The sequence below is a fragment of the Catenuloplanes indicus genome, assembly GCF_030813715.1.
GTDB classification, from domain to species: Bacteria; Actinomycetota; Actinomycetes; order Mycobacteriales; family Micromonosporaceae; genus Catenuloplanes; species Catenuloplanes indicus.
The window spans coordinates 7,268,235-7,282,807 of record NZ_JAUSUZ010000001.1 but is presented as its reverse complement, the minus strand read 5'-3'; the positions used below and the strand labels follow the sequence as shown (position 1 = coordinate 7,282,807).

The following is a 14,573-nucleotide window of genomic DNA, read 5'->3' as shown; positions in this document are numbered from 1 at the left end:
CAGTCCGGCGGGTCCCCTGGCGGATGACGTCAGCCGAGCGGGATCTGCTGGTCGGCGACGATCGCCTCGCCCTCGACCTTGTATGCCCAGACCGAGACCGCGGAGATGTCGTTCTCGCCGGTGGCGTCGAACTTGTAGCGGCCCGCGACGCCCTCGCCGGAGTAGCCCTTCACGAAGTCGAGCAGCGCCTTGCGGGTGGTGGCGCCGGACTCGAGGCCGGCCAGCAGGATGTTCGCGGCGTCGTAGCCCTCCGCGCTGTACGTGCCGGCGTCACGGCCGAACGCGGCCTTGAAGTCCGCCGGGAACGTGCCCTTGGCCTTCTCCGCCGGCGTGCACGGGCAGGTCAGGACCGCGCCCTGCGCCGCCTCGACGCCCGCGCCCTCGATCAGGCCCTGGTCCTTGACGCCGTCACCGGCCACGAACGTGGCCTTGATGCCGGCCGTGCGCATCTGGCGCAGTAGCGGGCCGGCCTCCGCGTAGTAGCCGCCGAAGAAGACCGCGTCCGCGCCGGTCGACTTGATCTCGGTGACCACGGCGGAGAAGTCGGTCTGCTTCGGCTGGATGGTCGCGCTCTTGACCACGGCCGCGCCGAGCACGGTGCGCACCTCGTCGGCCAGGCCCTTGCCGTACGCACCGGTGTCGTCGATGACGAAGGTCTTCTGTGTCTTCAGCACGCCCTGGAGGTACTTGCCGGCGGCCGGGCCCTGGGTCGCGTCGTTGCCGACCGCCCGGTGGAACACCTGCCAGCCCTGGCTGGCCAGGCTCGGCCGGGTCGCGGACGGCGTGATGATCGTGACGCCGCCCTGGTTCAGGATGGGGTTCGCCGCCTCCGACTCGCCGGAGAAACCGGGACCGACCACGCCCAGCACCTTGGGGTCCTGGACGATCTGCTGCGCCAGGCCGGGTGCCTGCTTCGGGTCACCCTGCGAGTCGAAGTTGACCAGCTCCGCCGTGCAGTCCGCGTGCTTCGCGTTGTACTGGTCGACCGCGAGCTTCGCGCCGTCCCGGGGCGCCAGGCCGATGTTCGCGTTGTCACCGGTCAGCGCGCCGAAGTAGCCGATCTTGAAACCACAGGTGGCGTCGCCACCCGCGGCCGCGTTCGTGGACACGCAGCCGGAGAGACCGACCGTCACGGCCAGCGCGGCGGCGGCGATCTTCGAAAGTCTGTTCACCGTGAACTCCTCGAGATGGTGTGTTGCCGCATATACGCAGCGGAGCCGCCGAAGAGTTCTCGGTAAATATCACACCCCGATCTCACGGAATCCTCATGAACAGGCGTCCACACTGGCCAGTCCGTCAACGTTGCGTTAACAGCACGTTACGAATGGTGCCGTGCGCGGATGAGGATCTAACCTCCCGCTATGCGAATTCTGGTCGTGGAGGACGACCCCGATCTACGGTTCGCGGTCGTCTCCGCACTGCGCTCCGCCGGGATGGCGGTCGACGAGGCGGGCCACTGGGTCCAGGCCGACCTGGAGCTCAGCGTCAACGAGTACGACTGCATGGTCCTCGACCGGATGCTGCCAGACGGCGACACCGTCACCCACCTGCGACAGCGGCGGGAGCAGGGCTGCGCCGTGCCGGCGCTGTTCCTGACCGCGCTGGACGAGCTGGCCGACCGGGTGGCCGGCTTCGAGGCCGGCGCGGACGACTATCTGCCCAAGCCGTTCGCCATCGAAGAACTGGTGGTCCGGGTACGCGCGCTCTGCCGGCGAAACGCCCGCACCATGCCCGCGGTCCAGCGGGTCGGTGGCCTCTCGGTGGACACCGCCCGCCGCGAGGCGCGCCGGGACGGCGTACTGCTCACGCTCACCCCCAAGGAGTTCGGCGTGCTGGAGGCGCTGGTCACCAGGCATCCGGCGGCGGTCAGCCGATCCGCGCTGCGCGAGCACTGCTGGGACGAGTTCACCGACCCGAACTCCAACGTGGTCGACGTGGTCATCGCCCAGCTGCGCCGCAAGCTCGGTGACCCGCCGGTCATCGAGACGGTCCGTGGCGTCGGGTACCGCGTGGCCGCCCGGTGAGCCCGGATCCGGCCCGGCTGCAGACCGCCGGACGTCTGGTCGCGCTGCAGCGCCGGATCACGGTGCTGTTCACCGCGCTCAACGTGGCCGGGTTGATCGGCATGGGCACGGTCGCGGCCTATGTGGACAACCGGCAGCGGCACGAAGCACTCGACGCCGACCTGCGGATCACCGCGAACACGGTCACCGCGCTCATCTATCGCGAGGCCGGCACGCTACGGCTCTCCGGCGTCGGCGAGACCGCCAGCGGCACCACCACCGGCCTGTACGTCTTCGAGCTGCGCGGCGCCGGTCTCGGTCCCGCGTTCGCCCGGCACGGCGACGACGCCGGCGTCGACATGGAACGGCTGCGTCCGCTCGCCACCACCGCCATGAACGGCGGACTCGAGGTCACCGGCGAGGTGCAGGCCGTGGACGGCACCATGCTGCGCATGCTGGCCATCCCGTTCGAGGTGCAGTCCGTGTCCCGGCCGACCGGCGTGGTGATCACCACCGCGGACCCGCGCCCGGCCGAGGGCGAGCACCGGCTGCTGCTCGGCGCGCTCTTCGGCGGCGGCGCCGCGTTCGCACTGCTCTGCGCGTTCGGCGGCCATCTGATCGCGCGCCGCAGCACCCGGCCCGGCCTGGAGTCGCTGGCCCAGCAGGAGCAGTTCCTGGCGGACGCCGCGCACGAGCTGCGCAACCCGCTCGCCGCGATCAGGGCCGGCGCGGAGACCATGATCCGCGACCCGGACCGGGCAGGCGAACTCCTCCCCCGCATCGTCCGCTCCGCCGACCGGCTCACCGCCTCGGTGGAGGCGCTGCTCACCCGGGCCCGGATGGTGGCCGGCACGCGCACGCTGCAGAAGGAGCCGTTCCGGCTGGATCAGCTGGTCGAGGAGGTGGTCACGGAGACGGTCCGCCCGCCCAACACGGTCGGTGCCAAGCTGCCGGCCACCATCGCGCACGGCGACCCTGCCGTGGTCCGGATCGCGGTGCGCAACCTGATCGAGAACGCGGTCCGGCACGGCCGCACGGACGGCCGGCGCGCGGAGCTCACGGTCTCGGTCCACCCGGGCGAGGTGGTGGTGGCCGACCGCGGCCCCGGCCCCGGCGCCGACCCGCGCGTGCTCACCGGCCGGTTCCGCTCCGGCAGCGCGGACGGCACCGGACTCGGGCTGGCGATCGTCGACTGGGTCGCCCGCCTGCACCAGGGCCGGCTCGACCTGATCCCGCGCCCCGGCGGCGGCACCATCGCCCGTCTACGCCTCCCCGAACCCGAGAGGCTCAGTGCCGGGGTACGAGCCGGCGCAGCGCGTTCAGCCCGTGAAACGCCCGGGACTTGACGGTGCCGACCGGGATGCCGAGCGCGTCCGCCGCCTGTGCCGCCGTCCGGTCCAGGTAGTACAGCTGGATCAGCACGTCCCGGTACTCCGGGCGCAGCCGCCCGACGGCCGTCGAGAGCAGCATCGCGGTCGCCACCCGGTCCGCCGGGTCGCCGCTGGTCCGGAACCGGGACTCGTGCCGCCATGTCTCCCGGTCGCGCTGCTCGCCCGAGGGCACCGGCCAGGAGTCGCCGGACGGCCGGGCCCGGTTGGTCCGGACGCTGTCGATCAGCACGTTTCGGGCGACCCGGCCGAGCCAGGCGCGCACCGAGCCCTTGGCCGGGTCCAGTGTGTCCGCGTGCTGCCAGGCGCGGATCAGCGTCTCCTGGACCACGTCCTCGGCCCACTGCCAGTCGCCCTTGGTCATCGACAGCACGTCGTGCATCAGCACCGTGCGGTACTCCAGGTAGATGCGGCTGATCATGTCGGTGGCTGCGTTCATCCTCGCCCCTCGGGTTCGCCGATCCGATCCGATGGTCCGGCAGCTCCGCCGGTTGCGCGACAGTTTGTGCGACGGAAGATGAGGATTCGATGAGCCTGGCAACCCACCCACCGGCGGGTAAGTGGTCAGGCCGCAGCCAGCTGGTTACGTCCACCGCGCTTGGCGAGGTAGAGCCGGGCGTCCGCGCGGTCGTAGAGGTCGCGCCCGGATTCACCGGCCACGCACTGGGCCAGGCCCATGGACAGCGTGACCCGCAGGCCGGGCGCGATCTGGTGCCAGTCGCGGGACAGGATCACCTGGCGGATGCGCTCCGCGACCACCCGGGCCTCGCGTTCGCCGACCGCGAGGAACATGGCGAACTCGTCGCCGCCGAACCGGATCGCGACCTCGTCCGCGCGGCAGTGCGCGCGCAGCACGGCCGCGATCTCGCCGAGCACCCGGTCGCCGACGCCGTGCGAGTACCGGTCGTTGATGCCCTTGAACTCGTCCACGTCGATCAGCAGCAGCGAGCCGACGTCGTTCAGGTGCTCCATCCGGCGGTCGAACATCCGCCGGTTGCCGAGCCCGGTCAGCGCGTCCGAGCTGGCCGCCAGGTCGGCGCGGAACCTCGCCGCCTCCAGCTCCACCCGGCGCATCGCCTGGCGCAGCATGGTGCGCCGGTCCAGCCGCAGCCGCCACAGCGACTCCACGTGCACGCGCAGCGCGGCGAACACGGTCGCGGTGGCCTCGCCGGGCGACTCGCGCAGCGCGAGACGGGCCAGCTCGTACCGGTAGAGCAGCCGCTGCGACGCGAGCACGGCCAGTTCCAGGCCGGCCTGGAACTCCCGGCGCGCGCCGCGCAGGTCGCCCTGGTCGCGCAGCACGATGCCGTGTGCGAGGTGCAGCAGCCGCGCCTCGTGGCTCTGCCCAGCCGCGCGCATGGCCACCAGCAGCCGGTCGACCTGCTTCATCGCCTCCGCGTGGTCGCCCTGCTTGGCCGCGCCCAGCGCGAGGAGCGCGAACGCGAGCGGTGAGTCGATGTCCAGGTCGGTCCACCGGCGGACCAGCGTCACCGCCTTGGCGACCTCGACCGCCGCCTCCTCGGCCCGGTCCACCTGCTCCAGCCGGACCGCCCACTCCAGCAGCAGCTCCACGTACTGCAGCTCCGCGGAGGTGCGCCACAGCTCCGGCGCCTCGGACGCGCTCAGCGTCCGCCGCATGATGTCGTCGGCCAGCTCGAACAGCTCCGCGTACTTCGCGGCCTCGCACAGCGACGCCATCGCGGAGAAGTAGCGCGGCCCACCGGTCGGCACGGTGTCCAGCACCAGCGTGGCGCGCGCGATGTAGTTCAGGCCCTCGTCGATCCGGGCGATGCTGATGTACGCCCGCGCGGTGTCCGCCATGATCTTGGCATCGGTGGCCCGCGGCCCGCCGTAGTAGGTGTCCGCGATCAGCGCCTCGCCGATGCCCAGCGCCTCCTCGTGCCGGCCCAGCGCGGCCAGCGCGTACATCCGGCCGAGCCGGGCCACCCGCCAGGTGCGCTGGTCGCCGAGGATCAGCAGGATCCCCTCGGACTCGTCCGCCGCGGCGAGCCCCTCGGTGTGGTGACCACGGATGGTCAGGTCGTGCACGTGCAGCGCGAGGCCGGGCCACGGGCCGTACGGGGACACGGGCACCGGCAGGCGGTCACTACGCACCAGCGTGTCCTCCCGTCCTGCCCCGTGCTCGAACTCCGGCCGACCCCTACGGTCGGCGGCGAAACCGTGAAGGTGAGGTGTCCCGCGCGGGTTCACGACATCGCCGATCCGCAGACGCGGATTGTACGCACCGTTCGTACCCCGACGGCCCGGGAACGCGCGGTGTCCGGTTCGTTGTCGGACGAACTGTAGCTCGGCGTCACTCCTGCCAGAGACGCCGGAAGCGCAGGCCGAGCAGCGCGGCAGCGACCAGCCCGGCCAGGACGACGATCACCAGCGCGACCGAGCCGTCCCCGCCGGGCCGCCCACCGGCGGTCAGCGGCGTACCCGGATCACCGCCGGTCTCACCCGGCAGATCCCGGCTCACCGCCTCGGCCGGGTCCACCATGCCCCAGCCGTACCGCGCGTCCGGGCGCCCGGCCTCGGTCATCGGCTCCGCGGTGTCCAGCACCCGGTGCCGCACCTCGGTCACGGTCAGCTCCGGGTACGCGGCACGGACCAGCGCCACCGCGCCGGCCACGTAGGCGACCGCGTAGTCACCGCCGCTGACCGGCCCGTCCGTGCCCGGAGTGACGACGTTCACACCCGGCGCGGCGATGTCCACCGCGCCGTGCCGGTACTCCGCCGCGGTCCGGCCGTCCGCGCCGACGCCGGCCACCCGGATGACGCCGTCCGACAGCGTCGGCCCGGCCGGTGGCCCGGCCGGTGCGGCCACCACCACGACCGCGCCGCCCTCGACCGCGGACGCGACCGCCTCGGCCACGTCGGCGCGGGTGACGTCCACGGCCGCGCTCAGCGCCAGCACCGCCACGTCCGCCTCCGCCGCGGCCTCGACGCCGGCGGCCTGCACCTCGGGTGAAGCGTCCGGCGCGGTGGTCAGGATCCGCACCGGCAGCACGGTCGCGTCCGGTGCCACGCCGTTGAACCCGCCGGCACCGGGCGCGCGGCCCGCGATGATCGCCGCCATCGCGGTGCCCGGGCCGAGGCAGTCCGCGTCGGCCCGGTCCGGCGTGCCGGCCGCGTTCACGCCCGGCTCGACCCGGCCGGTCAGCTCCGGGAGCGTGCCGTCGACGCCGGAGCCGACCACGGCGACCACCTGCTCCTCGCCGCGGCTGTGTCCCCAGGCCTGGTTCGCGGCCACCCGCAGCACCGCCCAGTCCGGGTCGGCGCCGGACCCGTCGCGCGCGCACGCGTCCTCGGGTGGGTCCGGGCGCCGTGGCTCGCTCGCCGGCGGGATCCCGTACGTCACGCCCTCGCCGTACGCGTCCCACGGCAGCACCAGCACCCACCCGGCCCGCAGGCGCCCCGGGTCGGTCAGCACGGTGCCGTCCGGCTGGGCACGCCCGGTGTTCAGGTGCATGATCTGCGAGTACCGGTCGCGGTCGTCGAGCAGGCGTGCCGCCAGGTCGTACAGCGTCTCGCCGCCGTCCCGCACCACGTAGTACTTCACGAAGCTCTGCTCCGGCGGCGCGGCACCGGCCGGCGCCCCGGCCAGCGCCAGCACGACCAGCACCGCCGCGGCCGCGTGGGTCAGCCGGTCAATCCTGGTCATGCCGCTTGTAGCCCCGCTCGTCCAGCGCGCCCCGCAGCGCCCGCAGCGCGTAGAACGTCCGCGACTTCACGGTCCCGGCCGGCACGTCCAGCACCTCGGCTGCCTCCGCGACCGTCCGCTCCTGGTAGAAGATCTCCACCAGGACCGTCCGGAGCCGCTCCGGCAGCATCGCGATCGCGGCCCGGATCTCCCGGTCGTCCAGCCGGGCGGCCAGATCGACCTCGGCCGCGGCGATCTCCGGCATCAGCTCGTCCGGCGCCTCCGCCGGGCGCGCTGCGGCCGCGCGGATGTTGTCGATCACGATCCGCCGGGCCACGGTGCACAGCCAGCCGCGGCTCCACCGGCCGTCCTGCATGCGCGCGTCCGGGTTCTTCCAGGCGCGCACCATCGTCTCCTGGACCACGTCCTCGGCCCAGTGGACGTCGCCCTTGACGAGCTGCCGGACGTAGGCGAGCAGCACCGGCCGGTGCACCCGCTGCAGGTGTTCGAGCGCCGCCTCCGGCGTCTCACCCGTCGCTTCGGAGTCCCCGGCGTCCTTGCGAGGGATCGAGGACGTGCTGTTCACCATTCACCACCAAGGAGATCAGGTGGACGCGCGTGTGGGCATGTCCGTCGTCTGATTGCGTGATCCGTGCGCCGCTCGCGGGTCAGCGCGGCGGCGTGCTGCTGGTCGCGGTGCGGAAGTCGGCGGTCACCACCGGGCCGCCACCCGGGCCGGTCACGGTGAACGACACGAGTGCGGCGATCTCGACGTCCAGCCGGCCGGACGGGTTCTGCGCCTGCCCGGTGTCGGTCCAGCTCGCGACCAGGGCGATCTCCCCGTCGGCCGTCGTGGCGTAGAGGCGGTAACCGGTGCCGGCGGTCAGACCGGACACCGTCGCCTCGACGAGCACGTCGCCCTCCTCCTGCTCGCTCACCACCACGGAGAGCGAGGCCGCGCCCTCCCGGCCGGTGGCCGCGACCGTCTCGTACCCGTCCGCGGGCGACCCGGTCAGCCCACGGAACAGCGCCACCCCGGCCAGACCGGCCGCGATGACCGCCACCGCGAAGAGCGCGCCGGTCACGGCCAGCGCCCGCCGCCGGCTGCGCGGCCGCTGACTGCCGGGCCCCGGCGCCCCCGACGGCCGCCGGCTGCCGGGCGGCCCGGTCCGGTCCCGGCTCCCGCGCGCCGGCTGATCCGGACGCTGCTCCGGGCGGCTCTCCGGCTGCTCCTCCGGGCGCCGCACCGAGACCACCGGCACGACCTCCGGCGCGGCCCCGGCCACGGACGTCGCCGCCCCGGCACCGAACTCGTCGATGACCTGCTGCCGGCCCTCCCCCTCGACCAGCGCGAGCGTCGCGACCAGCTCGATCACCTCGTCCGCGGTCTCCCGGCAGCGGGCGCACTCGGCGAGGTGACGCTCGATCTCGTCACCCTGCTCGATCGGCAGCGCATCCATGTAGTAGGCACCGAGCAGCTCGGTGACCGGATGCCGATCCGTGTCGTCCATCAGCACGTTGAACCTCGGGTCTTCGGGGCAGGAACCGCGAGTCACGATGCTCCCACCACTGTGGCCACTGGAGCAACAACCGGTGAGCCTCGATACCCGACACCGCCGGCCGGACGATCCGCCTCCCGGCACGATCCACGGCCGCAAGATCAAAAACATTGACGCGGGACAATAGCATGGGTCGATGAGTGACATCCAGCACTCGCCGGTGCCGCCGCGCACCCGCCCCCGTCAGGTCAAACTCGTCTCCGTCATGCTGGCCGTCCTCGGTGCGCTCGGCCTGGTCGTCTCGGTCGCGCTCATCGCGCTGCTCGGCGAGGAGGCCGGCCGCGGCTCCGACGTACCCGCGTGGTCCTACGCGCTGCTCATCGCCCAGCTGGTCATCTCCGCCGTCCAGATCGTCACCGGCATCCTGATCTGGCGCGGCGTCGCGTGGGCCCGCACGGCCGCGGCCGCCATCTGCGGCCTCAACGTCCTCGGCGGCGTCATCAACATCCTCACCGGCGCCGCCCTCCAGTCCATCCTCGGCATCGTCATCAACATCGCCCTCATCCGCCTCCTGTTCCACGACGACGTCAACGACTGGCTCCGCTGACCCGCGCCGGCCCGTTCAGGCGTCGCGGGCCTCGAGGGCCTTGATGGCCGCGGTGAAGTCGTCGGAGCCGTGGCCCAGAACGACGGTCTCCTCCATCAGGCGGTGCATGGTCTCGGTGAGCGGCGCGGAGACACCGGCGGCGCGGGCCGCGCCGGCGACCAGCGCGAGGTTCTTCAGGACGTCGGCGGCGCCGCCCTGGACGGTGAAGTCGCGGGCGACCAGGTTGCCGGACTTGACCCGGGAGATGTCGCTGGTCATCTGGCTGTTGTCGACGATGCTGCGCAGCGTGCCCAGGTCGAGGTGGTTGCGGGCGGCGAAGTGGAACGCCTCGACCAGGCCCATGACGCTGCTCAGCATGAAGATGTTGGTGGCCAGCTTCATGGTGAGCGCGTCCGGGACCGGGCCGCAGACGATGGTCTCGCGGCACATCGGGGCGAGCAGCGGGCGTACCGTCCCGATCGCCTCGGGGTCGCCGGCCAGCATGGCCACCAGCGCGCCCTGCTCGGCCGGGACGCGGGAGCCGGAGACCGGCGCCTCGACGTAGCTGCCGCCGCCGGCCCGGACGGCCGACTCCAGACGCTGGGAGTCCTCCGGCGCGATCGTTCCCATGTGGACCACGATCCGCCCGGCGACGTCGGCGTCCTCCAGGACCGCGTCCGCCGCGGCGGCGTTGGCGAGCATCAGGATGATCACCTGGGAACCGGTGAAGACCTCGGCCGAGGTCCCGGCGACGCGGGCACCGGCGGCGCGCAGCGGCTCGGCGCGGGACGCCGTGCGATTCCAGACGACGAGGTCGGTGCCGGCCCGGACCAGGTTCAGCGCCATCAGCTGACCCATGGTGCCCAGCCCGATGAAACCCACGGTTGTCACAGTGTCCTCCGATGCCACGTCAGGTGACCGAAGAAACGTCACTGTAACCGTTCCTGGTTCGACGGTTATGGCTCAGCTCACGCCCTCAGCCTACGAAGACGCAGAACGGGTGGCCGGACGGGTCGGCGTAGACGCGCAGCGGCTCGTCGTCGTCCAGGCGTTCCAGCAGCAGCGTGCCACCGAGCGCGAGCACGCGCGGGTGCTGCGCGTCCAGCTCGGCGGCGGTGTCGACGGCGATGTCCAGGTGCAGCTGCTGGGGAATCTCGTGGGAGACCGGCCAGGTGGGCCGGGGCAGCTCGGACACGTACTGGAACGCGAGCCTCGGCACGCCGCCGGGCTCGCGCAGCACCAGCCAGTCGCGGCCGAGCGGGTCGTCCGCGCCGGGTGCCGGTGGCTCGTCGCCCGGACGGTACGCCAGGCCGAGCAGCTCCCGGTAGAACTCGGCAAGCGCGCGCGGGTCCGTGGTGTCGAGGACGGTCTGCCGCAGTCTCATGACGGCATTCTGCCCGCCGCCGGGCCGGATGACACGGCCCGGCGGCGGGGTGCCGGGTCAGGTCGGGCGGCGGCGCTCGATCGGCAACCGGGACCGGGTGAGCAGGCCCGCGCCGAGCATCGCGACCAGCGGCACGACCAGGATCAACACCAGGTTCGCCCACGGTACGGACAGCGGGTAGAGCGCCACCAGCGGCCACTCGCCGGCGATCGCCGCGTTGCGCGCGGCCAGCACGGCGAACGCGGACCCGATGCCGGCCGCGAGGCCGAGCAGTGACCCGAGCCCGGCGATGACACCGGACTGGCTCAGCGACAGCAGCCGCCGGACCCGCGGCGCCGCTCCGATCGCGGCCAGTGTGGACAGATCGGCGCGCCCGTCCGCCGCGGCCAGGCCGGTCGCTATCCCGGCCGCGCCCAGCGTGATCAGCGTGGACGCGGCGGCCAGCATCCACAGCATCGGCGACTCGTTGCCGGCCGGCCCGCGCTCGACGAACGCGGCACCGCTGCCCGCCTCGGCCAGCGCCAGGTTGAGCCGGTCGATCTCGCCGACCGCCGGCGTGGTCCCGGCCGCGACCACGAGCCCGGCCGGTGCGACGGCGAACCCGGCCTGCCGCACCACGGCCGGGGAGAGCACGACGGTGGCGCCGAACCGGCCGGACTCCAGCAGGTGACCGGGGACGGTGATCTCGCGGCTCTCCGACTCGTCCGCCCCGGCCGGGGTGGCGAGCACCTGCAGCACGGCCGTGCCGTTGTCGATCAGCGACGGATCGCCGACCACGACGCCGCCGCGGTCGAGCACGGCCACGGCCCGGTCGAGGTCGGCACCGGACGCACCGGTCAGCGCGACCAGCGTCTCCCGGCCGCCGACCGCCTCCCGGAACGTGGGGCTGCTGTAGTGCCAGGTCCGCTCGCACCGCGGATCCTCGGCCAGCGCCAGCACCTGTTCGCGGCTGGTGGGCTCGTTCGCCTCGCCGGGGCACCGCTTGGCCGGTGGCCGCACCGCGACCAGGTTGCAGCCCTGGTAGGTGGCCGGATCCGCGCACGCGACCTGGGACATCTCGGTCACGGCGGCGCCCGGGAGCAGCCGTGCGACCGCGGCGCGTGCCCGGTCCTCGGACGCCGGGTCGTAGTCGTCGCGGTAGCTCTGGTAGTCGACGCCGACGTACCCCTGCGGCAGGCCGGCCAGGTAGCCGGCCTCGTCCTTCTCCGTGGCACTGACCAGGTAGACGCCGATCGCGACGGTGCCCGCGACCGCGGCCATCACGGCGGAGACGGCCGGTGCGGACGACGACCGGTTGCGCGCGGTGTCGCGCAGCGCGATCCGCGGCGCGGGCGGCAGCACGCCACCGAGCCGGGCGATCAGCCCGACCAGCGACGGCGTGCACAGCACCAGCCCGAGCTGGGCGAGAACCAGCCCGGCCACGATCCGTTCGGCGCCCCAGTCCGCACCGTCCTGCGGGCCGAGCGCGACGACGGCCACGCCTGCGGCGGTCGTCACCACACCGGTGATCAGCCAGCGGCGCTTGGACCGGACCACGCCACGCCGTCCGGTCAGCGCGGCCACCACGTCGGCGCGCGCGGCCGTGAACGCGGGCACGGCCGCGGCGAGCAGCCCGGTGAGCACCGCCAGCCCCACGATCCCGGCCAGCGTGGGCAGGTCGAACCGGTATCCGCCGAACCGGGCGCCGACCACCAGCTGCTCCGTGACCGGGCGGGCCAGCACGGCGAGCAGCACCGCGGCGACCGCGCCGAGGACCGCGCCGGTGCCGCCGAGCGTCAGCCCGTCCGCGAGCACGATGCGCCGCAGATGGGCGCGGGTGCCGCCGTTCGCGGCGACCAGCGCCAGCGACCGTTGCCGGTGCCGCGCGCCGACCGCGAACGCCGGCCCGGCCAGCAGGATGATCTCCAGCATGGCGAGGCCGGCGACGATCGTCACCAGGTTCAGGCCACGCTCCGGCGGGGCGATGCCGTCCCAGGGCAGCGCCGTGATCGACGGGTCCGGCGGGTCGAGCAGCACGGCGCGGGAGGTGACCGCGACGCCCCGCCGGTTGATCTGGTTGACCTGGGACCAGTCGACCGGCTGCGGCGTGTCCGCCAGCCACTGGCTCGCGCCCTCGACGCCGGGCTCCGGGAACGTGCCGGTCGGGAAGATCAGGAACTCGCCGAGGTCGGCGTGGAACTCCATGGTGCCGACCACGGTCCAGGAGCGGTCCCGTTCGCGGGACTCGATGGTGTCGCCGAACCGGTCGCGGGCGGCCTCGGACATCGCGACCTCGCCGGGCGCGGACGGTGCCCGGCCGTCCAGCAGCTCGGCCATCCCGTCGAAGATCGGATCAGCCAGGTCCAGCTGCGCGAACTCGGCCGGTGCGAGGCCACCGGCGGCGGTGCGGAACTCCAGCCCGCCGAACGACATCGGTACGACCCGGCTGCCGGCCGGCAGCACGTCGAGCGCCTGTGCCTCGGTCATGCCGGCACGCCCGCTTCCCTCCTCGTCCTGGGGCGCGGCGGGCATCCACAGTTCGGCGTCCGCACCCTGCATGATCGGCTCGTCGAGCCTGGGCAGCAGCAGCGCGTCGGCCGCGCCGAGCGTGCGGGTGGCGGTCTCGGCCGGCGTGAGCGTGTACATGTCGTACGACGCGGCCGCGTAGCCGAGCGCGCAGACCGGCACCGCGATCATGGCGACCACGAGCGCGGACCGGCCCTTGGCGCGGCGCATCTCGCGGCGGGAGATGCGCAGCGCGGTCAGCCAGGACCTCATGAGGTGCGCTCCAGAAGGTCGTCCGCACTGCCGAGCGGGCCCGACGAGTCGACGACCAGGCCGTCCCGCAAGAAGATCACCCGGTCCCCCCAGCCCGCGTGCCGGGCCTCGTGCGTGACCAGCAGGCCGGCCGCGCCCGCGTCCACCCGCTCGCGCAGCACCCGCAGCACGGCCTCGCCGGTCTGCGAGTCCAGCGCGCCGGTCGGCTCGTCCGCCAGCACCAGGCGGCGCTCGCCGACCAGCGCGCGGGCGATCGCGACGCGCTGCTGCTGACCGCCGGACATCTCGTCCGGGAAGCGGGTGGCCAGGTCCGCGAGCCCGACCTCGGTCAGCGACGCGATGGCGGCGCGGCGGGCCGCGCGGATGCCGGTGCCGTCGAGTTCGAGCGGGAGCGCCACGTTCTCCGCCGCGGTGAGGCTGGGCAGCAGGTTGAAGTCCTGGAACACGTAGCCGATCGTGCGGCGGCGCACGCGGGACAGCTCGCGGTTGCTCAGCGTGCCGAGCGACCGGCCCTCGACCAGCACCTCGCCGCCGGTCGGGCGGTCCAGGCCACCGGCCAGGTTGAGCAGCGTGGACTTGCCGGACCCGGACGGTCCCATGATCGCGACCAGTTCACCGGGCCGGACCCGCAGCGCGACGCCGCGCAGCGCGTGCACCGCGGCCGGGCCGGTGCCGTGCGTACGGTGCACGTCGACGATCTCCAGTACCGCGTCGCTCATCGACCGGCTCCTTCCCGGTCATGGGCCGGCTCGGCGGCCGGCGCGGTGCTCCGGACGGCGGTGGGCGGGCGGTGGCGCAGGACCATGGCCTCGCAGTGGTCCAGCCAGCGGATCTCCGCCTCGCACTGGAAGATCATCGCGTCCAGCACCAGCAGCCAGGGCAGATCTCCGGCGTCCTGGCCGCGCTTGAGCCGGGTGTACTCCTGCAGTGCCCGGACGCCCGCGGTCCGCTGGCTCTGCACGACCGCGGCGACGTCCACACCCGGCGTGGTCATCGCGAGCGCGAGCTTGATCGCGAGCTCGTCGCGGGGCCGGTCGGTGCGCTCGATCGGCGTGGCGAACCAGCGAGCCAGCTCGGTGCGCCCGGCCTCGGCGATCTCGTACGGCCGCTGCCCGCCCTCGTTCTCCGGGAGGGGGTGCACGAACCCGTCCCGTTCGAGCCGGGACAACGTGGTGTAGACCTGCCCGATGTTCAGCGACCAGGTGCCGCCCACGCTCTCCTCGAACGCGGCGCGCAACTGATAGCCGTACATGGGACCGCGCTCCAGGAGCGCCAGCAGGCCATGACGAATGGACATGCCTACGGAGTAT

The 14,573-nt window shown here is 73.4% G+C and carries 14 protein-coding genes; 3 read left to right on the top strand and 11 right to left on the bottom strand.

Annotated features, from left to right (window positions below; genetic code table 11):
• Positions 1-29 precede the first annotated feature (29 nt).
• Positions 30-1,172, bottom strand: a complete 1,143-nt coding sequence (locus tag J2S42_RS33060; RefSeq protein ID WP_307245543.1) for a branched-chain amino acid ABC transporter substrate-binding protein — start codon at positions 1,170-1,172, stop codon at positions 30-32.
• A 189-nt stretch (positions 1,173-1,361) separates the two neighbouring features.
• On the opposite strand from J2S42_RS33060, the gene J2S42_RS33055 reads away from it, so the two are divergent.
• Together J2S42_RS33055 and J2S42_RS33050 are read left to right on the top strand one after the other, a co-directional pair.
• Positions 1,362-2,024, top strand: a complete 663-nt coding sequence (locus J2S42_RS33055) for a response regulator transcription factor (protein ID WP_307245541.1) — start codon at positions 1,362-1,364, stop codon at positions 2,022-2,024.
• Positions 2,021-3,349, top strand: coding sequence for a sensor histidine kinase (locus J2S42_RS33050; RefSeq protein ID WP_307245539.1), 1,329 nt, complete (start codon positions 2,021-2,023; stop codon positions 3,347-3,349). Before J2S42_RS33055 ends, J2S42_RS33050 begins: the two co-directional genes overlap by 4 nt.
• On the opposite strand, the gene J2S42_RS33045 is transcribed toward J2S42_RS33050, so the two are convergent.
• The 5 genes from J2S42_RS33045 to J2S42_RS33025 all read right to left on the bottom strand — a co-directional run bounded on the left by J2S42_RS33045 (position 3,291) and on the right by J2S42_RS33025 (position 8,548).
• On the bottom strand, positions 3,291-3,830 hold the full coding sequence (locus J2S42_RS33045; RefSeq protein WP_307245537.1) for a sigma-70 family RNA polymerase sigma factor: 540 nt from the start codon (positions 3,828-3,830) through the stop codon (positions 3,291-3,293). The genes J2S42_RS33050 and J2S42_RS33045 overlap by 59 nt on opposite strands.
• Before the next feature lie 125 nt (positions 3,831-3,955).
• Positions 3,956-5,506: a GGDEF domain-containing protein gene (locus tag J2S42_RS33040; RefSeq protein ID WP_307245535.1), complete on the bottom strand. Its 1,551-nt coding sequence runs from the start codon at positions 5,504-5,506 to the stop codon at positions 3,956-3,958.
• 199 nt (positions 5,507-5,705) lie between these two features.
• Positions 5,706-7,058 (bottom strand): S8 family serine peptidase, encoded by a 1,353-nt coding sequence (locus tag J2S42_RS33035; protein ID WP_307245533.1) that lies wholly within the window; start codon positions 7,056-7,058, stop codon positions 5,706-5,708.
• Positions 7,045-7,626, bottom strand: a complete 582-nt coding sequence (locus J2S42_RS33030; RefSeq protein ID WP_307245531.1) for a sigma-70 family RNA polymerase sigma factor — start codon at positions 7,624-7,626, stop codon at positions 7,045-7,047. Before J2S42_RS33030 ends, J2S42_RS33035 begins: the two co-directional genes overlap by 14 nt.
• A gap of 79 nt (positions 7,627-7,705) precedes the next feature.
• On the bottom strand, positions 7,706-8,548 hold the full coding sequence (locus J2S42_RS33025) for a zf-HC2 domain-containing protein (protein ID WP_307245528.1): 843 nt from the start codon (positions 8,546-8,548) through the stop codon (positions 7,706-7,708).
• Between the two features lie 184 nt (positions 8,549-8,732).
• Here J2S42_RS33025 and J2S42_RS33020 point away from each other — a divergent pair, with 184 nt between their 5' ends.
• Complete coding sequence (locus J2S42_RS33020; protein ID WP_307245526.1) at positions 8,733-9,143, top strand: hypothetical protein; 411 nt, start codon at positions 8,733-8,735, stop codon at positions 9,141-9,143.
• A 15-nt stretch (positions 9,144-9,158) separates the two neighbouring features.
• Here J2S42_RS33020 and J2S42_RS33015 read toward each other — a convergent pair whose 3' ends face one another.
• The 5 genes from J2S42_RS33015 to J2S42_RS32995 form a co-directional block, all read right to left on the bottom strand.
• Positions 9,159-10,004: an NAD(P)-dependent oxidoreductase gene (locus J2S42_RS33015; protein ID WP_307245524.1), complete on the bottom strand. Its 846-nt coding sequence runs from the start codon at positions 10,002-10,004 to the stop codon at positions 9,159-9,161.
• A gap of 94 nt (positions 10,005-10,098) precedes the next feature.
• Positions 10,099-10,506 (bottom strand): VOC family protein, encoded by a 408-nt coding sequence (locus tag J2S42_RS33010; protein ID WP_307245522.1) that lies wholly within the window; start codon positions 10,504-10,506, stop codon positions 10,099-10,101.
• Between the two features lie 57 nt (positions 10,507-10,563).
• Positions 10,564-13,263 (bottom strand): FtsX-like permease family protein, encoded by a 2,700-nt coding sequence (locus tag J2S42_RS33005; protein ID WP_307245520.1) that lies wholly within the window; start codon positions 13,261-13,263, stop codon positions 10,564-10,566.
• Positions 13,260-13,982 (bottom strand): ABC transporter ATP-binding protein, encoded by a 723-nt coding sequence (locus tag J2S42_RS33000; RefSeq protein ID WP_307245518.1) that lies wholly within the window; start codon positions 13,980-13,982, stop codon positions 13,260-13,262. The genes J2S42_RS33005 and J2S42_RS33000 overlap by 4 nt, the downstream gene beginning before the upstream one ends.
• Positions 13,979-14,560, bottom strand: coding sequence for a PadR family transcriptional regulator (locus tag J2S42_RS32995; RefSeq protein ID WP_307245516.1), 582 nt, complete (start codon positions 14,558-14,560; stop codon positions 13,979-13,981). The genes J2S42_RS33000 and J2S42_RS32995 overlap by 4 nt, the downstream gene beginning before the upstream one ends.
• Positions 14,561-14,573: the final 13 nt, after the last annotated feature.